The 20,384-nt window shown below is 63.8% G+C and carries 20 protein-coding genes and 1 tRNA gene; 11 read left to right on the plus strand and 10 right to left on the minus strand.

The annotated features are described in order from the left end of the window. Positions 1 to 34: 34 nt before the first annotated feature. Both G557_RS0107785 and G557_RS0107790 read left to right on the plus strand, forming a co-directional pair. Positions 35 to 1,024: a glycosyltransferase gene (locus tag G557_RS0107785; protein ID WP_028245601.1), complete on the plus strand. Its 990-nt coding sequence runs from the start codon at positions 35 to 37 to the stop codon at positions 1,022 to 1,024. An 18-nt stretch (positions 1,025 to 1,042) separates the two neighbouring features. Next, on the plus strand, positions 1,043 to 2,614 hold the full coding sequence (locus tag G557_RS0107790) for a helicase HerA-like domain-containing protein (RefSeq protein WP_028245602.1): 1,572 nt from the start codon (positions 1,043 to 1,045) through the stop codon (positions 2,612 to 2,614). On the opposite strand, the gene G557_RS0107795 is transcribed toward G557_RS0107790, so the two are convergent. The 4 genes from G557_RS0107795 to G557_RS0107810 form a co-directional block, all read right to left on the minus strand. Continuing rightward, positions 2,601 to 3,356 (minus strand): glycerophosphodiester phosphodiesterase, encoded by a 756-nt coding sequence (locus tag G557_RS0107795; RefSeq protein ID WP_028245603.1) that lies wholly within the window; start codon positions 3,354 to 3,356, stop codon positions 2,601 to 2,603. The two genes, G557_RS0107790 and G557_RS0107795, sit on opposite strands and share 14 nt — an antisense overlap. Positions 3,357 to 3,426: 70 nt before the next feature. Continuing rightward, a complete protein-coding gene (locus G557_RS0107800; protein WP_036961909.1) occupies positions 3,427 to 4,806 on the minus strand; it encodes an ABC transporter substrate-binding protein in 1,380 nt (459 codons plus the stop codon). Positions 4,807 to 4,870: 64 nt separating this feature from the next. Continuing rightward, a complete protein-coding gene (locus G557_RS0107805; RefSeq protein ID WP_036961914.1) occupies positions 4,871 to 5,773 on the minus strand; it encodes a carbohydrate ABC transporter permease in 903 nt (300 codons plus the stop codon). Continuing rightward, entirely contained in the window at positions 5,773 to 6,690 is a 918-nt protein-coding gene (locus G557_RS0107810) for a carbohydrate ABC transporter permease (RefSeq protein ID WP_425414039.1), read from the minus strand. The genes G557_RS0107805 and G557_RS0107810 overlap by 1 nt, the downstream gene beginning before the upstream one ends. Positions 6,691 to 6,960: 270 nt before the next feature. Between G557_RS0107810 and G557_RS0107815 the strand changes: the two genes are divergently transcribed. Beyond that, positions 6,961 to 8,049, plus strand: coding sequence for an ABC transporter ATP-binding protein (locus G557_RS0107815; protein WP_028245607.1), 1,089 nt, complete (start codon positions 6,961 to 6,963; stop codon positions 8,047 to 8,049). A 139-nt stretch (positions 8,050 to 8,188) separates the two neighbouring features. Here G557_RS0107815 and G557_RS0107820 read toward each other — a convergent pair. Then, positions 8,189 to 8,272 (minus strand) — tRNA-Leu (locus G557_RS0107820). A 130-nt stretch (positions 8,273 to 8,402) separates the two neighbouring features. Between G557_RS0107820 and G557_RS12420 the strand changes: the two genes are divergently transcribed. The 7 genes from G557_RS12420 (at position 8,403) to pknB (ending at position 17,079) form a co-directional block, all read left to right on the plus strand. Continuing rightward, the gene (locus G557_RS12420) at positions 8,403 to 9,077 is read left to right on the plus strand and encodes an FHA domain-containing protein (protein WP_036961917.1); all 675 of its coding nucleotides are present in this window, start codon (positions 8,403 to 8,405) and stop codon (positions 9,075 to 9,077) included. Then, a complete protein-coding gene (locus G557_RS0107830; protein WP_028245608.1) occupies positions 9,074 to 9,583 on the plus strand; it encodes an FHA domain-containing protein FhaB/FipA in 510 nt (169 codons plus the stop codon). The genes G557_RS12420 and G557_RS0107830 overlap by 4 nt, the downstream gene beginning before the upstream one ends. 7 nt (positions 9,584 to 9,590) lie before the next feature. After that, positions 9,591 to 10,871 (plus strand): PP2C family protein-serine/threonine phosphatase, encoded by a 1,281-nt coding sequence (locus G557_RS0107835; RefSeq protein ID WP_028245609.1) that lies wholly within the window; start codon positions 9,591 to 9,593, stop codon positions 10,869 to 10,871. Beyond that, the gene (locus tag G557_RS12425) at positions 10,868 to 12,247 is read left to right on the plus strand and encodes an FtsW/RodA/SpoVE family cell cycle protein (RefSeq protein WP_036961921.1); all 1,380 of its coding nucleotides are present in this window, start codon (positions 10,868 to 10,870) and stop codon (positions 12,245 to 12,247) included. Before G557_RS0107835 ends, G557_RS12425 begins: the two co-directional genes overlap by 4 nt. Further along, the gene (locus G557_RS0107845) at positions 12,244 to 13,695 is read left to right on the plus strand and encodes a peptidoglycan D,D-transpeptidase FtsI family protein (RefSeq protein WP_028245610.1); all 1,452 of its coding nucleotides are present in this window, start codon (positions 12,244 to 12,246) and stop codon (positions 13,693 to 13,695) included. Before G557_RS12425 ends, G557_RS0107845 begins: the two co-directional genes overlap by 4 nt. Continuing rightward, a complete protein-coding gene (locus G557_RS12430; protein ID WP_051224870.1) occupies positions 13,692 to 15,185 on the plus strand; it encodes a protein kinase domain-containing protein in 1,494 nt (497 codons plus the stop codon). Before G557_RS0107845 ends, G557_RS12430 begins: the two co-directional genes overlap by 4 nt. A 112-nt stretch (positions 15,186 to 15,297) precedes the next feature. Continuing rightward, entirely contained in the window at positions 15,298 to 17,079 is a 1,782-nt protein-coding gene (gene pknB, locus G557_RS12435) for a Stk1 family PASTA domain-containing Ser/Thr kinase (RefSeq protein ID WP_051224872.1), read from the plus strand. A 50-nt stretch (positions 17,080 to 17,129) separates the two neighbouring features. On the opposite strand, the gene G557_RS0107860 is transcribed toward pknB, so the two are convergent. From G557_RS0107860 to G557_RS12440, 3 genes are read right to left on the minus strand one after another with little or no spacing between them, the layout of a single operon-like run. Then, complete coding sequence (locus G557_RS0107860) at positions 17,130 to 17,765, minus strand: anthranilate synthase component II (RefSeq protein WP_028245611.1); 636 nt, start codon at positions 17,763 to 17,765, stop codon at positions 17,130 to 17,132. Beyond that, on the minus strand, positions 17,762 to 17,920 hold the full coding sequence (locus G557_RS14155) for a hypothetical protein (RefSeq protein WP_169337765.1): 159 nt from the start codon (positions 17,918 to 17,920) through the stop codon (positions 17,762 to 17,764). The genes G557_RS0107860 and G557_RS14155 overlap by 4 nt, the downstream gene beginning before the upstream one ends. Then, positions 17,920 to 18,711, minus strand: a complete 792-nt coding sequence (locus G557_RS12440; RefSeq protein ID WP_051224874.1) for a class E sortase — start codon at positions 18,709 to 18,711, stop codon at positions 17,920 to 17,922. Before G557_RS12440 ends, G557_RS14155 begins: the two co-directional genes overlap by 1 nt. 32 nt (positions 18,712 to 18,743) lie before the next feature. Between G557_RS12440 and G557_RS0107875 the strand changes: the two genes are divergently transcribed. Beyond that, positions 18,744 to 19,004, plus strand: coding sequence for a cell division protein CrgA (locus G557_RS0107875; RefSeq protein ID WP_028245612.1), 261 nt, complete (start codon positions 18,744 to 18,746; stop codon positions 19,002 to 19,004). Positions 19,005 to 19,011: 7 nt separating this feature from the next. Here the strand turns inward: G557_RS0107875 and G557_RS0107880 are convergent, their stop codons facing one another. Together G557_RS0107880 and G557_RS0107885 are read right to left on the minus strand one after the other, a co-directional pair. After that, positions 19,012 to 19,758: a rhomboid family intramembrane serine protease gene (locus G557_RS0107880; protein ID WP_036961924.1), complete on the minus strand. Its 747-nt coding sequence runs from the start codon at positions 19,756 to 19,758 to the stop codon at positions 19,012 to 19,014. Position 19,759: 1 nt separating this feature from the next. Continuing rightward, positions 19,760 to 20,299: a peptidylprolyl isomerase gene (locus tag G557_RS0107885; protein ID WP_028245614.1), complete on the minus strand. Its 540-nt coding sequence runs from the start codon at positions 20,297 to 20,299 to the stop codon at positions 19,760 to 19,762. Positions 20,300 to 20,384 lie beyond the last annotated feature (85 nt).

The following is a 20,384-nucleotide window of genomic DNA, read 5'->3' on the forward strand; positions in this document are numbered from 1 at the left end:
GTTTCATCCCACAGAGAACGGATTTTCTGCACTCGTGAGCGACCAGCCACAGTCCCAGCCGAAAGCTTCCCCGCTCGATGTGGCGATCGTCGTGGTCACCTACAAGCGATCGCAGCTGCTGGCCCAGCTGCTCGACAGCCTGGTCGAACTGCGCACGGCACCCAGCCGCATCATCGTCGTCGACAACGCCTCGGGCGATGACACCGGTGATGTCGTCGAGTCATACCGCGAGCGCCTGGGCAAGCGTGCTGACGGCGAAGATCGCCTCGTCTACGCGCCGCAGGCCGAGAACACCGGTGGCGCCGGTGGCTTCAGCGCGGGCGCGAAGATCGCTTACGACTTGGGCCACGAATGGCTGTGGCTGATGGACGACGACGTCGCCGTGCTGCCCGACGCCATCGATGCACTCGAACCCTGGACCCACCGGTTCAAGGTGATTCAGGGGCGCCGCTACAACTTCGACGGCTCGCCGTTCTACTGGCAGTTCGATTTCAACGCACACTTGGGCATTCCGAACCCGATCGCCAAAGACCACTTCGGCGCCGATGGCTGGCTGCCAATGAACACAGTGTGCTTCGAGGGCGGCTTGTTCCACCGCGACATCGTCGCCCAGATCGGTCTGCCCGACCCGCGCTTCTTCATCTACTGGGATGACACCGTCTACGGCTATCTGGCCTCGAAAGTCACCGATTTGGCTTTGGTGGATGCGTTCATCCTGCGTCGCACCCGAGAGCTCAAGCGTCTTGATCTGGGGCCACGCAAGCTCAACGGCACGAGCGACATGGTGCGGTTTCACATCATGCGCAACCGAGGCTATATGGCCCGCTACTTCGCGTTGCACGGCGACTACAACCGATTCGTGTTCGGTTTCGGCACGCTGCTGACTCTGGCGAAAGAGCTCATTCGCGTGGTCACCGTCGACCACTCATTCCGCAAGGGCGTGCCTGCGCTGTTCCGCGGCATGCGCGGTGCGCGCAGAATCTACCGCGACAAGTCGTGGCAGCCGATGCCGCCGCTGTCTTAGGCCGCATAAACTGATCGCATGCCCGAGAACACCGCACCGCTCTCCGACCAGGCCGTCGAGACCATCCGCACCGCGTACACCTTCGACGAAGGCGTGAGCGCCCTGCAGATCGGCGCTCTCGTCAACGGCGACCCACTGCCCGACGTGCAGGTGCGCATTCCGCTGGGCATGCTCAACCGACATGGCCTCGTGGCAGGTGCCACTGGCACCGGCAAAACCAAGACACTGCAGGGCCTGGCCGAGCAGATCAGCGCGAACGGCGTGCCGGTCTTCGCCGCCGACATCAAGGGCGACCTGTCGGGCATTGCTGTGCCCGGCGAGGCAAACGACAAGCTCACCGCCCGCACGCAGGGCATCGGCCAGCAGTGGCAGCCCACCGCGGCCCCCACCGAGTTCTTCTCGCTCGGCGGCGTGGGGCGGGGCATTCCGCTGCGCGCTACCGTCGAGGGGTTCGGCCCCACCCTCCTGTCGAAAGTGCTCGACCTCAACGAGACGCAAGAGTCGAGCCTCGGCCTCGTCTTTTACTACGCCAAGCAGCAGAGTCTGCCGCTGATCACCCTCGACGATCTGCGCCAGCTGCTGACCTGGCTGACCGGCGACGGCAAAGCCGAGCTCAAAGCCATCGGCGGGCTCAGCAGCCAGACCGCCGGCGTGATTCTGCGTGAGATTGTGAACTTCTCCGGCCAGGGCGCCGACGTCTTCTTCGGCCAGCCCGCCGTCGACGTCACCGACTTTCTGCGCACCGCAGCCGACGGTCACGGCATCGTCAATCTGCTCGAGCTGCCCGGGGTGCAAGACCGCCCGGCGCTGTTCTCGACCTTCTTGATGTATCTGCTCACCGAGCTGTTCCGCGTCCTGCCCGAGGTCGGCGATCAAGACAAGCCCAAGCTGGTCTTCTTCTTCGACGAGGCGCACCTGTTGTTCAACGGCGCCTCCAAGAGTTTCGTCGAAACCATCACCCAGACCGTGCGCCTCATCCGTTCCAAGGGGGTGGGCATCTTCTTCGTCACGCAGACTCCCAAAGACGTACCAAGTGACGTGCTCGGCCAGCTCGGCAGCCGCATCCAGCATGCCCTGCGCGCCCACACGCCCGAAGACGCGAAGGCGCTCAAAGCCACCGTCTCGACCTACCCCACCAGCGAATACGACCTCGGCAAAGTGCTCACCAGCCTCGGCACCGGTGAGGCGATCGTCACGGTCATCAACGAGAAGGGCGCTCCCACCCCGGTCGCCTGGACTCGCGTGCGCGCCCCACAGGGCTCAATGCAGCCCGCCCCCGATGCCAGCATCGATGCCACCATCGCCGCGTCACCGCTGCAGGGCAAATACGGCACACCCGCGCAGACCAAGGGCGCGGCGGCCATCCTCGCCGAGCGTCAGGCGGCGCAGGCCCCAGCTCAGCCAGCGCCCCAGCAGCCGGTGGATGCCCCACCCAGCACCCCGACCAAGTCACGACCCAGCGGCTCGGCTCGTTCGAAGAGCACCAAGTCAGATCATGGGGTCGCCGATGTGGTCAGCGACGTGGTGAAGTCGTCGACCTTCCGCACCATCGTGCGCGAGGTCATCCGCGGGTTCTTCAAAAAGAAGTAGCTGCCGCGGGGCGATTCGTGATGATCGCATCAACCCCGGCGTCACGCACCTGGCGCCAGGCCTCTGGGGTGTCGGGCGTCCAGACCGCAACACTGGCCCCCAGGTGATGCACACGCCGCACCAAATCAGGGTCGGCCACTACGCGCTGCCAGGCGGGGTTCACCGCTGAGACGCCAAGCAGCTCGGCCACCATCAGCTCACCTGGGTAGTGTGCCCGCTCGTCGACCAGCAGCCCGCGCGGATAGTCGCCCGCACGCTGGCCGAGTGCATGCACAGTGCGTGGGTCAAAGCTCTGCAGCACCAGCCGGTCGCCGACCCCGGCGCGTTCGAAGGCGGCAATCGTCGGCGTGACCTCGCCGGCGCGCCAGTGCCCTTTGTACTCCACGAGCACGTGGGCTGCCGTGCCGGTCAGCCACTCGACGAACTGTTCGAGCGAAGGGATGCGCGAGGCGACGAACTCTGCCGCGAACCAACTGCCCGCATCGAGCTGGTGCAGCTCGGCGAGCGTGTGGTCGGCCACCGCTCCAGCCCCGTTCGTGGTGCGCTCGAGCTGATCGTCGTGGATCACCACGACATGCCCGTCGGCGCTCAGCTGCAGATCGAGCTCGATCCAAGGCACCGCGCCGGCTGCCTGAGCGGAGGCTACCGCCGCATCGAACGCGGCCAGCGTGTTCTCCGGAGCCTCGCTCGAATTGCCCCGATGGGCGATCACCGTGTCGTTCCAGTCGATGGCTGCCATCATTTCTCTCTTTCTGCGCTCACGAACCGGGGGTGGCGCAGGCCCCATGAGCGAGGCCCGCGCCACCATACTCTCAGTTGTTGAGGTACGGCTTCACATTCTCGTCGTACGCCTGCTGCAGCTGCGGCGTGATCGAAGAGAATGCCTCCGACGCCGAGGTGTTGTTGATCAAGATCTGCTCGATGCCGTCGGTGAGGATCTTGTCGCCCTGCGGCACGAACACACGCACCCAGTCTTGGCTGCGGCTCTTCTGCTCGAGCTGGTCGATCGCCGTGCGAAACTGCGGCTTCTCGGTCAGCAGCTGCTGCACCGTGGTGCTCTCGACAGCCGAGGTGCGCACCGGAATATAGCCGGTCGCCGCACTGAACAGCGCCGTGTTGTCGGGCTCAGTGATGAACGACAAGAACATCGCCGCGGCAAGCTGGCGCTCCGGCGTCGACTTGGCCGGAATGCCGATACCCGTGCCACCGGTCGGCACGCCCGACCCCTGCGGGCCGTCGGGCAGAAAAGCTGTGCCGACCTCGAAGTTTGCACTGGCGAGGATTCCCGACAGCGAACCCGTCGAGCTCAGCGTGGCCGGGAAAGTGCCCGCCCCAAAATCGGTGTCCTGCTCGGTGGCCACCGCCGCATAGCCCTTGTCATGCACGAGTGCGCGCAGGTATTCGCCCGCTGCGAGTGTCTCCGTGGCGTCGAGGGTGAGTTCGAACTCCTTGGAGTACTGCCCGCCCTGCCCCCACAGGATGTTCTCGAACCACCAGGCCGCCCATGAGGTGCCCTTGCCGAGTGCGAGCGCGGCGCCGCTCTGTGCGGTTTTGCCGAGACTCGGCGCCCACTCCTCGAACTCGCTCCACGTCTCGGGCCCGCGGTCGGGCAGCCCGGCCTCGCTCCACGCTGACTTGTTGTAGTAGAACAGCGGCGTCGAACGAGCATACGGGATGGCCCACTGCTGCCCGCCGTACTGGTAGTCGCCCAGCAGGGTGGCGTTGTAATCGTCGAGTTCGGTGCCCAGATGCGAGAGCACCCCATCGAGCGGCAGCAGCTGCCCGTTGATGAAGTACCGGAACCACCACACGTCGCTGGCGATCACCAGGTCAGGAATGTTGTCGGTGCCCGAGGCCGCCTGGAATTTCGCAGCCACCTCGTCATAGTTTGCGCCGGCAGTGACCAGTTCAACGGCGATATCGGGGTACTTCTCGTTGAAGCGCCGAATCAGCTCGTTCTCGGTGTCTTGCGACTTGCCCGGGTGATTGCTCCACCAGGTGATGCTGCTCGCCGGCGTCACCCCCGACCAGTCGGTCTCGTCAGTCTGTGCCACGGTCTCGCCGCCGACCGAAGGGCCGGCGCAGGCGCTGAGACCGAAGGTGGCGGCGGCCAGACCGGCGAAGGTCAGGATGCTGCGGCGCGAGATCGCGCTGCTCGCCAAGGGCAGGGCCAGAGGGGTTCTGGGGGACATGAGACTCCGTTCATTTCTGCTGGGTGTTGCGTTGGTTTGCGATGAAAGAGAGAAGAGTGCGAGATCAGCCTTTGACTGCGCCTGCGGTGAGGCCAGCCACAAGACGTTTCTGCATGACGAGGAAGACGGCGATCACTGGCAGCACCACGATGACCGTGGCCGCCAGGATCACTCCCCAGTTATTCGAGCCGTCAACGTTCTGCAGCAGGGTCAGCCCCACAGGCAGGGTCATCATGTCGGGCTTATCGATGATGAGCAGTGGCCACAGGTACTCATTCCACTCGGTCACAATCGAGACCAGTGCAACGGCAACGATGGTCGGCGCCGACATTGGCACGACGAAACCCCAGAGGCGTCGCAGGTGACCTGCGCCATCCACCTGCGCAGACTCCAGCACCGACATGGGCAGACTGCGAAAGTGCTGATAAAACAGGAACGTGCCGAACGCGCTGGCCAGCCCGGGCACCACGATGCCTTGATATGTGTTGACCCAGCCCAACGAAGCCACGAGCGTGTAGTTCGGAATGATGGTGATCTGCTGCGGCACCATCAGTGCGGCGAGCACGGCCACAAAGATCACTCGCTTGAACGGAAAATCGACGAACACCAGGGCGTAGGCCGTGGTCAGCCCGAGCAGCACTTTCACCCCGGCGCCAATGCAGGTGACGATCAGACTGTTCACAAACAGGTTGCCCACCGGAATCGTCTCGGCGACCTCTTGATAGTTGTGCAGCTGAATCGAACTGGGCAGCCACTGTAGGGGCGAGGTGAAAATCTCATCGCGCTGCTTGAAGCTCGAGATCAGCATCCACAGCAGCGGGAAGACCATCACGAGCGCCGCCACAGCCATGGTGAGATAAGACCCGAGGTCGAGATGCCGCGTTCGCTTCGGCCGCGCCAGCGACGCTGAAGCTCGAGCGGTCGGTTTCGCTGTGGGCACCGTCGAGGCGGTGAGATCGCTGGGCATCAGAAACGCACCTTTCGCTCCATAACCACCAGCTGCACGATGGTGATCACCAGAAGAATGACGAAGAGGATTGTGGCCACCGCAGAGGCGAACCCTGCTCGACCGCTGACGAAGCCCTCTTGGTAGATCTCGTACATGAGCGTTGTCGTGCTGCCCACCGGCCCTCCGCGCGTCATCGCCTGAATCAGATCGAACGACTGCAGCGAGCTGAGCAGTGTGGTGATGCTCAGAAAGAAGGTGGTTGGGCCAAGCAGTGGGATGACCACCTGTCGCGTGGTCTGCCACCGTGATGCACCATCGATGGCTGCCGCCTCTACCACCTCGTGGGGAATCGCCTGCAGGCCGGCCAGGTAGATGAGCGCGACATATCCCACGTTCTTCCAGATGTAGACGATGATCAGCATGACCATTGCCCAAGGCGCCTGGTTGTACCAGTCTGGCGAGGGCACTCCGAGCGCACCCAGCAGGGTCGAAAGCACGCCATAGCGCGGGTCGAAGATGAACAACCAGAGCAGCCCCACGGCCACGCCCGAGAGCACATACGGGGCAAATGTCACTGTGCGCACGAACGTGTGCCCGGGCAGACGTCGGTTCAGCACCAGCGCCAGACCCAGACCGAGCACCATGCCACCGCCAACAGTGAACACGGTGAACACCAGGGTGTTCAGCATGATCTGCCCGGTTCCGGGAGCGGTGAACCAGTTCGTGTAGTTCTGCAAGCCGACGAAGCGCGCCACGTCGCTGCCCACGTTCCACTGCAGCAGTGAATAGTTCAGACTGAGCAGCAGGGGGCGGTAGACAAAGAACACGAGCAGGGCGATATTCGGCCCCGCCAACAGCGCAAACAGAGCGATGTCCCGCCACCGACGACGCCGCCGCGGCACCACACTGCGCCGATCACCAGTCACTGCGGTCACCGTCTCTCCTGTTCTCGCCGCTGTCTGCGGCATCCATTCGTGTGGTCAGGCCACCACCACGCAGTCAGCATAGAAACCGGTTCTGCCCTGACAAGCCTGTTTTGACAGGAGTTCGCGGGGCATTCACTTGGGCGTCAGATCGTTCGGCTGAGCGTCACTTCGCAGTCACCGAACGCTCGCGGAGCGCTGCTAGCGTGCCTTGCGGTCGGCTCACCTCCGACCGGGCGAACGGCCGCGTCGGCCGCGCTGTCTCTTGAGAAATGGAGCCCCATGTCATCCGTGCTGTTCGATGCCGTCACCTGCGTGTACCCGGGAGCCGAGCGCCCCTCTGTCGACGACCTCACGCTGTCGATCGACGACGGCGAGTTCCTCGTGCTGGTGGGCCCCTCCGGCTGTGGCAAGTCGACCACCCTGCGCATGCTGGCCGGTCTCGAGCAGGTCACCAGTGGCACCATTCGCATCGGCGACCGCGACGTCACAGATGTCGAGCCCAAAGACCGCGATATCGCCATGGTGTTTCAGAACTACGCGCTGTATCCGCATATGTCGGTTGCCGAGAACATGGGATTTGCGCTCAAACTCGCCGGGGTGAATCGTGCCGACCGCGAGCAGAAGGTGCGCGAGACCGCGCGGCTGCTCGACCTCGAGGCGGTGCTCGACCGAAAGCCGAAGGCGCTCTCTGGCGGTCAGCGCCAGCGGGTGGCCATGGGGCGCGCGATCGTGCGCGAGCCCAAGGTGTTTCTGATGGATGAGCCTCTGTCGAACCTCGACGCGCGGCTGCGCGTGCAAACCCGCGGCGAGATCGCGCGACTCACCCGAGAACTCGGCATCACCACCGTCTATGTGACCCATGACCAGACCGAAGCCATGACCATGGGCCACCGCGTGGCCGTGCTGAAAGACGGCGTTCTGCAGCAGCTGAGCGCCCCGACCACCCTCTACGACCGCCCGAACAATGCCTTCGTGGCCGGATTCATCGGCTCTCCCTCCATGAGCCTGTTCACTGTGCCGGTGGCCGACGGACGTCCGATGCTCAACGGTCGTGCGCTCAGCGGCCCGGTGGAGGCTGCGGGCGGGCTGGTGCAGGCCGGCATTCGCCCTGAAGACGTGCACCTCGCCGCGCCCGACGAGGCCAACACCGAACTCACCGTCGATGCGGTCGAGGTGCTCGGAGCTGAGGCGTTCGTGTATGGCCGCACGCATGTGCACGGGGCGGATTCCGCACGCCTGACAGCGCGGGTGAGCGGGCGGCGGCATCCTGGCATCGGTGAGACGGTGCCGGTGCGGCTCAACACCGAGCAGCTGCATCTGTTCGATGCAGCAACCGGACGACGCCTCGAGGCAACCGTGTCGGCTTAGCGGCCGCAATGTCCGCACCCGCTTCACAATGTCTGCGCAACACGCCCGCGCGCTGCAGACATCTCGTCGCGGTTGAGGGTTATCGGCCAGCGCATGAGAAAGGCCCCGGAACCGTTGAGATTCCGGGGCCTTCGGCGTGTGCCCGAGGGGGGACTTGAACCCCCACGACCTTGCGATCACTAGCACCTGAAGCTAGCGCGTCTGCCAATTCCGCCACTCGGGCAGACTGCTGTGAGCAGCTGCCGTACACTATGCGCAATCGCGCGAGTGCACTGAGACAGACTAGCATGAACAGACGCCTCAGTTGCAAAACGCATGACTATACAATCGTCAGGGGCACGCAAAGGAGATCTGTGGGCATTCTGGACAACGTCGAGCGAGGGCTCGAGCGCGCCGTCAACGGTGCGTTCGCGAAGACCTTCCGCTCACGTCTGCAGCCGCTCGAGATCTTCGCCGCGCTCAAATCCGAGCTCGACGCCAACACGCGCATCCTGTCTCGTCAGACCATCGTGGTGCCCAACGAGTTCACCGTGCACATCAGCCGCGAAGACTTCGACCGGCTCAAAACCGATGGTGCGCGCTTAGCCGACCAGTTCGTCGCTGATCTGCACACCTACGCCGATCAGCAGGGCTACCAGTTCACCGGCCCTGTGGTTGTGGCGATCACCCCCGACCCGGCGCTCAGCGTGGGTCTGCTCAACGTCACCTCCGTCGCACCGGGCACACAGGTAGATCTAGTGCCGGCCCTCGAGGTGCAGGGCCAGACCCTCCGCCTGCGCGAAGGGGTCAACGTGATCGGCCGCAGCCACGACAGCGACATCGTTGTGGCCGACTCGGCAGCCTCAAAACGCAACGCGAGCATCACGTGGGACGGCACCACCGCCGTGCTGCGCGACCTCGGCTCGACCAACGGCACCAAAATCGACGGTCAGCGCATCACCGCGCTCGAGCTGGCCTCCCCCACCACATTCACGGTCGGCTCCACCCCGCTGACCTACCGCATGGCACCGAAGGCGACTGCACGATGAGCGGCGAACTGCTCTATCTGATCATCAGCTCGGCATTCATCGCTCTGCTGTGGCTATTCGTCTTCTCTGTCGTCTGGGCGATCCGCTCTGATCTGTTCGGCCCCAAAGTCAAACGCATGCGCGGAGCACAACCAGCCGCACCGGCACCAGCGCAGGCTTCGGCAGCAGCCGCACCCGGGCGTCCTGCACCCCAGGCAGCGCCCGCAGTTGGCGACCAGCCGCTGCACTTGGTCTTCACCGCTGGCCCAGCCCGGGGCCGCCAGCTCACCCTGCGCAGCGACGTGCTGACCTTCGGGCGCAGCGTCGACTCGAGCGTGGTGCTGCGCGATGACTTCACATCGACACATCACGCCCGGCTCAGCAAACGCGGCGACCAATGGATGGTCGAAGACCTCGGCTCCACCAATGGCACCACTGTTGCCGGAACGCGCATCTCCGCCCCCACCCCAGTGGGTGTGGGCGTGCCCATCGGCATCGGCAGCACGACCATGGAGCTGAGGGGCTGATTCGCACATGACCGTGCTCAGAGCCACCGCGTTGAGCCACACTGGCAAGGTGCGGCGCAACAACCAAGACTCGGCCATCGCCGGGCAGTATCTGTTCGCCGTCGCCGACGGCATGGGCGGGCACGCCGGTGGCGACATTGCCTCGGCATTGACCATTCAGTCGCTCGTCGATCTCGATCGCCGCTTCGACACCGTCGACGAGGCCGCAAGCGCACTCGACCAGGCCTTGCATCGCGCCAATCAGATGCTCTCCGAAACGGTCGGCGACTACCCTGAGCTCACCGGCATGGGCACCACGTTCTCGGGTTTTCTCGCCGTCGACGACCAGATCGTCATCGCGCATATCGGCGACTCGCGCATCTATCGCTTTCGTGACGGCGCGCTGCAGCAGCTGACCAAAGACCACACCTTCGTGCAGCGTCTGGTCGATGCCGGGCGCATCACCCCCGAAGAAGCCCTGGTGCACCCCCGCCGATCAGTGATCATGCGCGTGCTCGGCGACATCGAGGCCAATCCCGACATCGATGTGTTCGTCGAACAGGTGCTGCCCGGCGACCGCCTGCTGATCTGCTCAGATGGGCTCAGTGGGCCGGTCGGCGATGACGGCATTGCGATGACTCTGGCCCGTTGTGAGAGCGCTGATCTCACCTGCGCCCAGCTGCTCGAGCAGGCGCTGCGCGGCGGCGCGCCAGACAATTGCACCGTGGTGCTGGTCGACCCCGACCCCGACCCCGACGCAGTGCCCCACGGCACCCCCGGGCACCCGGTTATCGTCGGTGCCGCAGCTCGCGAGGTGCGCTTCGACCATGTCGAGCGCCTGCGACACCAAAAGGCGCAGAGCCTCCACGCTCTACGCGAGGCCGCCAGTCACCTCAAACCACGGCGACTCGAGCCGACCCAGTTCGAGTCACAGGCCGACGAATACCTGCAAGAGCTCATTCAAGAGGGCCGTCGCCGCACGATCGCCCGACGCGTGACGCTGACCCTGATCGCCGTGCTGTTGGCCGCCGGCATCACTCTCGCTGGCTGGCTCGGCTACCGCTGGGTGCAGACGCAGTACTACATTGGCGAGCGCGATGGCTACGCCGTGATCTTCCAGGGCGTCAATCAGTCAATCGGCCCGTTCGACCTCAGCCATGTCGTCGAAGACTCTCGTCTGCCCCAGGTGCCGCTCGACACCCTGGATACCGGTGCCCAGCAACAGGTGCGTGACACCGTGGCGTTCTCGTCGCTCGACGAGGCTCGCGAGCGCCTGGCCGAGCTCAGCGGACAGGCCTCGACCCCATGAGCAGACGCACCACCACTCATCGACTGGTCGAACGCAACCTCCGCGGCATCGAGCTGTGGCTGCTGATCTTGGGCGGCCTGGTCGCCGGCACCGCTTTGGTCGCCGTGCAACTCGGCGCCCGCGGTTCACTGAGCCCGGCGGCCTTCGTCGTCGGCGGAGTCTACTGGGCCGCGGTGATCGGCCTGCACGTAGTGTTGCGCATCACGGCGAGCAAGTCAGACCCCATCATCGTGCCGATCGCGGCTGTGCTCAACGGCATCGGTTTAGTCGCCATCTATCGCATCGACATCGCGCAAGACGCCACCGGATCCGGGTCCTCCTCTACGCGACAGGCGATCTGGAGCATCGGCGCGGTCATTCTCGCCGCACTTGTGGTGTGGTTTCTGCGCAACCACCGCATCCTGCAGCGCTATACCTACCTGTTCATGCTGATCAGTGTGGTGTTGCTGGTGCTGCCCATGATCCCCGGCATCGGCACCGACAACGGCACTAATGCCTCTCTGTGGGCCAAGATCGGCCCGATCACCTTCCAGCCCAGCGAGTACGCCAAGATCTCTCTGGCGATTTTCTTCGCCGGATACTTGGTCACGCACGCTGACACCCTGACGTTGGCCGGTCACCGGTTCGCCGGCATGACCTTCCCGCGCCTGCGTGACTCTGGGCCCATCCTCACGGTATGGGCAATGGCGATGCTCGTGCTCGTCGTGCAGAAAGATCTGGGCACATCACTGCTGTATTTCGGCCTGTTTCTGGTCATGCTCTACGTGGCCACCGGTATGGCCAGCTGGGTGGTGCTCGGCATGGTGCTTTTCGGCCTCGGTGGGCTGGCCGCCTACCGCTTTATGCCGTTGGTTCAGGGCCGCATCCATGCCTGGCTGCATCCGCTCGACACTGATCTGTACAACCAGACCGGTGGCAGCTATCAGTTGGTGCAGGGCCTGTTCGGCCAGGCGCACGGTGGGTTGTTCGGCACCGGGCTCGGCCGCGGCTACCCACAGCTGACTCCCCTGTCACGCTCTGACTACATCTACACGTCAATCGCCGAAGAAATCGGTCTGATCGGCATGTTCGCCCTGTTGCTGCTGTTCTTGCTGCTGATCTCGCGCGGCCTGCGCGTGGGTTTCGCGGCCCAAGACGACTTTGGCAAGCTGCTGGCGACCGGCTTGTCGTTCGTGCTCTGCCTGCAGGTGTTCATCGTGATCGGCGGCGTGACCCGGGTCATCCCCCTGACCGGTCTGCCCACGCCGTTCTTGGCTGCCGGCGGCTCGAGCCTGCTGGCCAACTGGGTGATCGTGGCGCTACTGCTGCGCATCACCGACTCCATCCGCTCACAGGCCAACGCGCTCGTCAGCACGGGCCAGGAGGTGCGCTCATGACCACCAGACTGCGTCGCGTCACCATCGTGGTGTTCGCACTGTTTCTCTCACTGTTCGTCTCGTCGAGCCTGATCCAGACGGTATTCGCCGATTCTCTCAATGCCGACAGCCGCAACACTCGCGTCATTCGCGACGGTTACAAGATCCAGCGCGGCAGCATTCTGGCCGGCAACACCGTCATCGCACAGTCCGAGGCGAGCGACAGTGTCTTCAAATACGTGCGCACCTACCCGGGGGGCGAGGCGTACTCCTCAATCACCGGTTATTACTCGCATGTGCTGGCCTCTACTGGCATCGAGGCCAGCGAAAACGTCGACCTCACCGGCGTCGGAAAGTCGCAGACCGTCGAACAGCTCATCAACCGCATCAACGGCACCACGCAGCGCGGCTCCGACGTCACCCTGTCTATCGATCCCGACATACAGCAGGCTGCGTGGGATGCGCTGGGCGACCGCAACGGCGCCGCAGTGGCCATCGAGCCGTCGACCGGGCGCATCCTGGCGCTCGTCTCGAAGCCCAGCTACGATGCTGCCGCACTGGCCGACAACGACTCTGACACCGCAAATCAGGTGTTCGACACGCTCTCGGCAGATTCGAGCCAGCCACTGGTCAACCGGGCGATCGCCGGCGACACCTACGCGCCAGGTTCTACCTTCAAACTGGTCATGACGGCTGCCGCCCTCGAAAACGGCTACACGCCTGACAGCGACTTCGACAACCCAGCTGCTCTCACGCTTGAACAGAGCACGACGCAGATTCACAACGTCACCAACCGGGCCTGCGGCAGCGGCACCTCGAAGGTCACGCTGAAAGTCGCCCTGCAGTATTCGTGCAACATCCCGTTCGCCGAGCTGGGCCTCGAGCTCGGCAGCGACAAGGTGAAGTCGACCGCAGAAGCCTTCGGCTTCGATCAAGACCTGAGCATTCCGCTTGCGGTCACCGCCAGCCGCTATCCCACCCCAACCTCACCGGCCGAGCTGCAGCTGTCGAGCTTCGGGCAGGCCAATGTGCGCGTCACCCCCCTGCAGATGGCCTCTGTGGCAGCCACCATCGCCAATGGCGGCACTCGACTGCAGCCGAGCCTGATAGATCAAGTGCGCAATCAGAGTCTCGAAGTCACCTCGCAATTCGAGAAGACCGAACTCGGTCAGGCGATCTCACCTGAGACCGCTCAGACCCTCACCGATCTCATGGTGAACAACGTGTCTACCGAGATCTCAGGTGCAAGAATAGACGGGGTGGACGTCGCCGGTAAGACGGGCACCGCCGAGACGACCAAAGATGGGCAGTACAATCTCTGGTTCACTGGTTTCGCACCGGCCAACGACCCCAAAGTGGCCGTTGCAGTCGTTGTCGAAGACGGTGGTTCGTACAACAACTCGGAGGGCTCGAACAAGGTGGCTGCGCCCATTGCGCAGAAGATCATGAAGGCGGTGTTAGACAAATGAGACCCACGACAGGCCTCACGTTCGGCTCTCGGTACAAGCTGACGACGCGCGTTGCGGTCGGCGGCATGGGCGAGGTCTGGAAGGCATACGACGAAGTCATCGGTCGAGACGTCGCCATCAAGATCCTCAAAGACGAGTACATGGGCGACCCCGGCTTCCTCGAGCGATTCCGCGCCGAGGCGCGCCATGCTGCCCTCGTCAACCATGAGGGCATCGCCAGCGTCTACGACTACGGCGAAGAAAACGGCAGCGCCTATCTCGTCATGGAACTCGTGCCTGGCGAACCACTTTCGAACATTCTCGAGCATGAACGGGTGCTGCCCGTCGACGACGTGCTTGATATCGTGGCGCAGACCGCCTCGGCGTTGGCTGCCGCCCATAAGGTCGGCCTTGTGCACCGCGACGTCAAGCCGGGAAACCTGCTGATCACCCCCGACCATCGGGTCAAGATCACCGATTTCGGCATCGCTCGGATCGCCGATCAGGTTCCGCTGACGGCCACCGGTCAGGTGATGGGCACGGTGCAGTATCTCTCCCCCGAGCAGGCCAGTGGCCATCCAGCATCCCCGGCAACCGACATCTACTCGTTGGGTATCGTGGCCTATGAGTGCCTAGCCGGCCGACGCCCCTTCACCGGCGAGAGCCAAGTCGCCATCGCCATGGCGCAGATCAACGAGATGCCGCCACCGCTGCCGACCAGCGTGCCCAGCGCCGTCGACAAACTGGTAATGAGCTGCATCGCCAAAAACCCCGCCGACCGCCCCCAGTCGGCCACGCATCTCGCCAAAGCCGCACAGGCGCTGCGCGTCGGCGACATCAAAACCGCCGCCATCGAGGTGCCACAGATCACGCCCACCGGCCAGCAGACCACCGCGCTGCTTGGTGAGACCGCGCTGATCAGCACCCAGCCGGCCACGCAGATCATCGGTACGCAAAACGGCGTGCCCGTCTCCACCGCAGCCACACCCACCACCGCGACCGCTGACGCCAAAGCTGGCAACAAGAAAGGGCGCAGCAAATGGACCTGGCCGCTGGTCTCACTGATCGTGCTGCTGGCGCTCGTCGCTGGAGCAAGCCTCTGGTCACTGTTCAACGGAGGCTCAGAAGAGGCTGAGCCTTCCGCCTCGCCGAGCCCGAGCGCAACGCAATCAGCCTCGCCCAGCCCTTCGGCCAGCCCGAGCAAGACGGCAACGCCCTCGCCCTCGCCCTCGGCGTCACCAAGCCCCACTGCCGAGCTGATCTCCATCTCCGCCAATGAATACGTGGGTCAAGACTTCGCCGCAGTCAAGACTATTCTGAACAACCAAGGGCTGTCAGTGAACGGCTCTGAGGTGGCCAACACCACGGGCTCGGCCCAAGATGGCAAGGTCGTTTCACACGAAGCCGGTCAGTTTGAGGCTGGTCAGTCGATCACGGTCGAGTACTACGCGAAATACGTTGCACCTGCCGAGCCGTCTACGTCTACCTCGCCGCCGACGCCTACGCCTTAAAGACACGAATCCATAACGGTTCAGTAATCGACGGCGGCCGAAGGGCCAGCTTGAGCGCGTATCTGCGTGCTTTACCGGTAGAATCGGCCGAGGAACGACAACAGGTGGGTAAATGAGCGAGCAGCCACTGCTGAGCGGGCGCTACCGCGTGGGCCGATTGATCGGCCATGGCGGCATGGGCGACGTCTATCTCGGCACCGACACCCGGCTTGGGCGCACGGTGGCGATCAAGCTGCTGCGCCCGCAGCTCGCCGACGACCCGGTGTTCCAACGCCGTTTCCGTAACGAGACCACGGCTGCCGCACGCATGACCAGCCCTTACATCGTGCGCACTTTCGATGCCGGGCAAGATGTCATCGCTGCCGGGCCCAACGCGAAACCTCAGCAGGTGCCGTTTCTCGTCATGGAGTATGTCGAGGGCAAGACGCTGAAAGAACGACTCGAAGAGGGGCCCATCGATCGCAAAGAAGCGCTGCAGATCATCGACCAGGTGCTGCGCGCACTCGAGTACTCGCACCGAGCTGGCATCATTCACCGCGATATCAAACCCGGCAACGTCATGCTCACCTCGACCGGCAACGCCAAGGTGATGGACTTCGGCGTGGCCCGCGCATTGAGCGAGAGTGAGGGCACCGTCGGCATGACCGGTTCGGTTGTCGGCACCGCGCTCTACTTCGCACCAGAACAGGCTCGCGGCGACCGCGTCGACGGCCGAGCCGATCTCTACAGCGTGGGAGTGATTCTCTATCAGCTGCTGGTTGGGCGCCTGCCCTTCAAAGGTGACAGTCCGGCATCCATCGCCTATCAGCATGTGAATGCCACTGCGCCGACACCGAGCAGCCTGAACGAGAGCCTCACCGCCGACGACGACCGTCTGATTCTTGGTGCCTTGGCAAAAGATCCCGACCGTCGCTATCAAAGTGCCGACGATCTGCGCCGTGATCTCGAGCGCCTGGCACAGGGAATGCCAACCCTCGGCCCGACCTTCGATAACGACAGCACTCAGGTGCTCAACGCCGCGGTCACCGACGACTCCGACTTCGATCTCGACCTCGATGACGACGACCCCTCAACCAGACTCATCGACAAAGAGCTGCGTAAGAGTGGCGTGGGCGCACTGTGGGCAGTGGTTATCGGGCTCGGTGTCGTCGGTGTCATCGCATTGCTCTGGCTGGCGCTGCTGCAGCCTCGACTGTCTGGGCCAGACGGCGTGCAGGTGGCCATTCCAGACATTGCCGGCAACACCTATGAGGTGGCTGCTCAGGCGCTGAGCGACCGTGGTCTCACCGCCGAACGCGTCGACGAGTCGAGCACCACGGTGGCCAACGGTCGCGTCATCAGTGCCGACCCCGAAGAAGGCACCCTAGTGACCAAGGGCTCCACCGTCACCGTGCACGTCTCAACCGGTATGCCGATGGTCGAAGTGCCTGATGTCTCGGGCCTCACTCAAGACGAGGCCAAGGCCAAGCTCGAGGCCGCCGGGCTCAGTCTCGGAACCGTCTCAAGCGTGATCAACGATCAAGTAGACGCTGATCACGTGATCAGCTCGAGCCCGATCGCCGCCAGCCAGGTACGCCAGGGCACGTCGATCTCACTGACCATCTCATCTGGCATGGTGATCATTCCCGACGACCTCGTCGGTCAGCCGATCAATAACGCCATCGCTGAGCTGCGCGATCTCGGCATCACCGGCAAGGCCCAAGCTCTCAAGCGCTGCCAGGCCTCTGGCTACACGGTGCAGTTCATCTCACCGAAGGCGGGTGAGCAGGTGGCCAAGAACACCGACAGTGTGGTCACGCTCTACTACTACATTGCCGATAACTCGCTCTGTGAGCCCGAGCCGAGCGCCAGCCCAAGCCCCGAAGGCGACACAGGCGATACTGAGACGCACTGACCTGCCGCAGTTGGGCATCCTGACGGATGCGCCAAAGAGTTAATATCGATTCAGCCGGCGATCAGCGGGCTGAGGTGTGCGCCGCGCTCAGCCGCACCCACGACGCCGGTCTGCTCCAGCCAGTTGCCCAGCTGACGATAGCCGTGCTCGGTGAGTACCGACTCGGGGTGGTACTGCACGCCCCACAGCGGCAGGGTGCGATGCTGCACGGCCATGATCACGCCATCGGGTGTGCGTGCGGTCACTTCGAGTTCGTCGGGCACGGTCTCGTTGACGATGGCTAGTGAGTGGTATCGCGTGGCCTGAAAGCGCTCTGGCACGCCAGCGTAGAACGGCACATCGTCGTGGATCACCTGCGAGAGGCGACCGTGCATGAGCGTCTCGGCGGGCGAGACGGTGGCGCCGAACACCTCACCGAGCGCCTGATGCCCCAGGCAGACGCCCAACATGGGCAGACTGCGCTCGGCGGCAATCTCGATCGCCGTTGGTGAGATGCCTGCCTCAGCAGGGGTGCCAGGGCCGGGCGAAACCAGCAGGCCGTCGACTTCGTCGAGCGCCGCAGCCAACTCGGCGCGATCGAGCTCGTCGTTGCGCACCACCCGCGTTTCGGCGCCGAGCTGCTGTAGATAGCCGTTTATCGTGTAGACGAAGCTGTCGTAGTTGTCGATGACGAGAATCGTGCTCATTGCTGCACCGTGACCGATCCGGTGTCGACGAACTCGTTGACCCAAGGAAACACCACCCAGTTGAGCAAGGCGAGCACACCCGCCAGCAGCACGAGCGCCTCAAGTGCCTTAACCGCACGCGGCCCCGGCAGCAGACGCCAGATCAGACCGTACATCAGCCCTCCTGAAGATAGTCGAGCACGGCCGGAGCGCCGGTCGCACGTGGAGTGAACGAGTCAAACACTGCGTACGCGATGATGCGTTCACCGTGCGAGAGCGGGTATGGGTTGCAGCTGGTGAGCGTGAGCAGTCGCGCCGTCGCCGTGACCCCGTCGCGCTGAGGCACCGCGTCGAGCACGCTGACTGCGGTCTCCATCACATACTCGGTGTTACGGAACGTGTAGACATACCACCCGTCAGGGGTCTCAATGGTGATCTTGTCACCGACCTGCAGTGTGTCGATATACCGAAAGCTCGAGCCCTGGCCGCCTCGATGCGCCGCGATGGCAAAGTTGCCGACCTGACCGGGCAGTTGCGTACTGGGGTACCACCCAGCGCCGATTGAGTCGAGCACCGGCTTGCGCTCGACGCCGCGAGCGATTGGACGCTGCCAGGTCGCGCCGAGACGCTCAGCATAGACCACGCCGAAGACCTCATTGCCCTGCGGATCGATGGTGGGGTCGGGGGGTGTGGTCGTGGTCTCGGTGTCTCCTGAGGTGTCTGGCGCCTGCGCCCACTGGTCTGAGTATTCGCTGGCCGCCTGCTCCTGTGCCGCATCGACCACCCCGTCATTGACCCAGAGCTTCCAGCCGATGAACAGCAGCACAAGCACGCCAGCCGTGAGCATCAACTCGCCGATCACGCCGACAACTGCACGCCAGCCTCCGCCAGATCGCCGTACAGCAGCCGCCGAAGCACGATCGCCGGAGCGTGCACGACGCTCGCGACGGGTCTGCGGTTCACTCACAGCTCAAAGCTCCTTAGGCTACACTCGTATCCGTGGCAAAGAAGACGAAAACGAACCGCAAGCCTGAGACCGTCGAGACCACCACTGGTGGCCGTAAGGTGCGCAAAGGCAACTCGCCGTGGTTCAAATACGTCATGTTCGGGCTCATGCTCATCGGCTTCGCCTGGATCATTGTCTACTATATAAGCCTGCCATCACAGTGGCCCATCCCCGCTCTCGGCCAGGGCAACATCTTGGCTGGCTTCGGCGTGCTGATGGCCGGCTTCCTGATGTCAACTCAGTGGCGTTCCTGAGTCTCGCTCAGCGGTACCACATGATGGCCGGCGTCAGATAGAAGAGCCCGACCACCACAAGCCCGAGAATGGCAAAGTAGACCTTCTGCAGTCCGCGGTCTTTGGGTGCACGCGTCTCGGCCAGAATCACACCACTGAGCAGACCGATGATCAGCCCGCCCAAGTGCGCCTGCCACGACACCCCACCAACGGAGAAACCGTAAACCAGGTTGATTGCGAGCAGCACGACCAGCTGCCCAATCTGGCCGCCGGCACGGCGCTGAATAACCAACACTGCGCCCATCAGGGCGAACAGTGCACCAGAGGCCCCCACGACCGCAGAGTTCGGCGAGAGAATGAACGCACCAAGCGCGCCTCCGGCAAGCCCGAACAGGTAAACCGTAATGTACCGAGCTCGGCCGATTGCTGGCTCTAGCACCATGCCGAACACCCAGAGGGTGTACATGTTCAGCAGCAGATGCCAGGGGATGAAGCTGCTGGTCGAGTGCACGAACCCGTAGGTGAGCACGCGCCAAGGCTCGAACTCGAAACCGCCGGTCAGTGCCCAGTTCGGTAGGTACTCGGTGGTCGTCAGGGTGCTGATGCTGGGCTCACCGGCCACGTAGGCGGGGTAGAACAGCATGAGGTCGGTGAACCCGGGCCACACCACTTGAATGGCGTAGGCCAGCACGCACAGCGCGATGATGGCATAGGTAGCCACGGGTGCCCCCGGTCGGCTGAGCCGATATCGGAGGCGCTGAGCGTATGTGCTCACCTCAAGCCTTGACGACGTCGATGCTCGTGATCACCACATCGTCGACCGGGCGATCGGCACCGGCGGTGGGCACTGCGGCGATCTCATCGACGACCTTGCGCGATGCCTCGTCGGCAACCTCACCGAAAATGGTGTGCCGGCCGTTGAGCCACGGAGTGGCGTCGACGGTGATGAAGAACTGCGACCCGTTGGTGCCGTGGCCGAAACGCTGACCGGCGTTGGCCATGGCCAGCAGGTATGGCGAGCTGAACTGCAGCTCGGGGTGAATCTCGTCGTCGAAGTTGTACCCCGGGCCACCGGTACCGGTGCCGATCGGGTCGCCACCCTGAATCATGAAGCCGGGAATCACACGGTGGAACACGACGTCTTTGTAGAGCGGGCCCTCCTGCGCCTCACCTGTGGCGGGATGCTTCCACTGCTTCTCACCGGTGGCGAGGCCCACGAAGTTCTCAACGGTTGCGGGGGCGTGCAGGCCGAACAGATCGACCACAATGTCGCCGTGGTTGGTGTGGATGGTTGCGGTGTGGGTGTGCTGAGTCATGCCTGCAATTCTTCCACACCAATCTAGGGCATTCGGTATGCACCCGCTGTGCCGTGGGCGAACGTCACCACCCAGATCAACAGAT

The sequence above is a fragment of the Pseudoclavibacter soli DSM 23366 genome (assembly GCF_000423505.1).
In the GTDB taxonomy this organism is placed as follows: domain Bacteria; phylum Actinomycetota; class Actinomycetes; order Actinomycetales; family Microbacteriaceae; genus Pseudoclavibacter_A; species Pseudoclavibacter_A soli.

Excerpts from the sequence above, each read along its gene's own strand:
- G557_RS0107790 (WP_028245602.1), top strand. The coding sequence starts at position 1,043 with ATGCCCGAGAACACCGCACCGCTCTCCGACCAGGCCGTCGAGACCATC.
- G557_RS0107795 (WP_028245603.1), bottom strand. The coding sequence starts at position 3,356 with ATGATGGCAGCCATCGACTGGAACGACACGGTGATCGCCCATCGGGGC.
- G557_RS0107800 (WP_036961909.1), bottom strand. The coding sequence starts at position 4,806 with ATGTCCCCCAGAACCCCTCTGGCCCTGCCCTTGGCGAGCAGCGCGATC.
- G557_RS0107805 (WP_036961914.1), bottom strand. The coding sequence starts at position 5,773 with ATGCCCAGCGATCTCACCGCCTCGACGGTGCCCACAGCGAAACCGACC.
- G557_RS0107815 (WP_028245607.1), top strand. The coding sequence starts at position 6,961 with ATGTCATCCGTGCTGTTCGATGCCGTCACCTGCGTGTACCCGGGAGCC.
- G557_RS0107830 (WP_028245608.1), top strand. The coding sequence starts at position 9,074 with ATGAGCGGCGAACTGCTCTATCTGATCATCAGCTCGGCATTCATCGCT.
- G557_RS0107835 (WP_028245609.1), top strand. The coding sequence starts at position 9,591 with ATGACCGTGCTCAGAGCCACCGCGTTGAGCCACACTGGCAAGGTGCGG.
- G557_RS12425 (WP_036961921.1), top strand. The coding sequence starts at position 10,868 with ATGAGCAGACGCACCACCACTCATCGACTGGTCGAACGCAACCTCCGC.
- G557_RS0107845 (WP_028245610.1), top strand. The coding sequence starts at position 12,244 with ATGACCACCAGACTGCGTCGCGTCACCATCGTGGTGTTCGCACTGTTT.
- G557_RS12430 (WP_051224870.1), top strand. The coding sequence starts at position 13,692 with ATGAGACCCACGACAGGCCTCACGTTCGGCTCTCGGTACAAGCTGACG.
- pknB (WP_051224872.1), top strand. The coding sequence starts at position 15,298 with ATGAGCGAGCAGCCACTGCTGAGCGGGCGCTACCGCGTGGGCCGATTG.
- G557_RS0107860 (WP_028245611.1), bottom strand. The coding sequence starts at position 17,765 with ATGAGCACGATTCTCGTCATCGACAACTACGACAGCTTCGTCTACACG.
- G557_RS14155 (WP_169337765.1), bottom strand. The coding sequence starts at position 17,920 with ATGTACGGTCTGATCTGGCGTCTGCTGCCGGGGCCGCGTGCGGTTAAG.
- G557_RS0107885 (WP_028245614.1), bottom strand. The coding sequence starts at position 20,299 with ATGACTCAGCACACCCACACCGCAACCATCCACACCAACCACGGCGAC.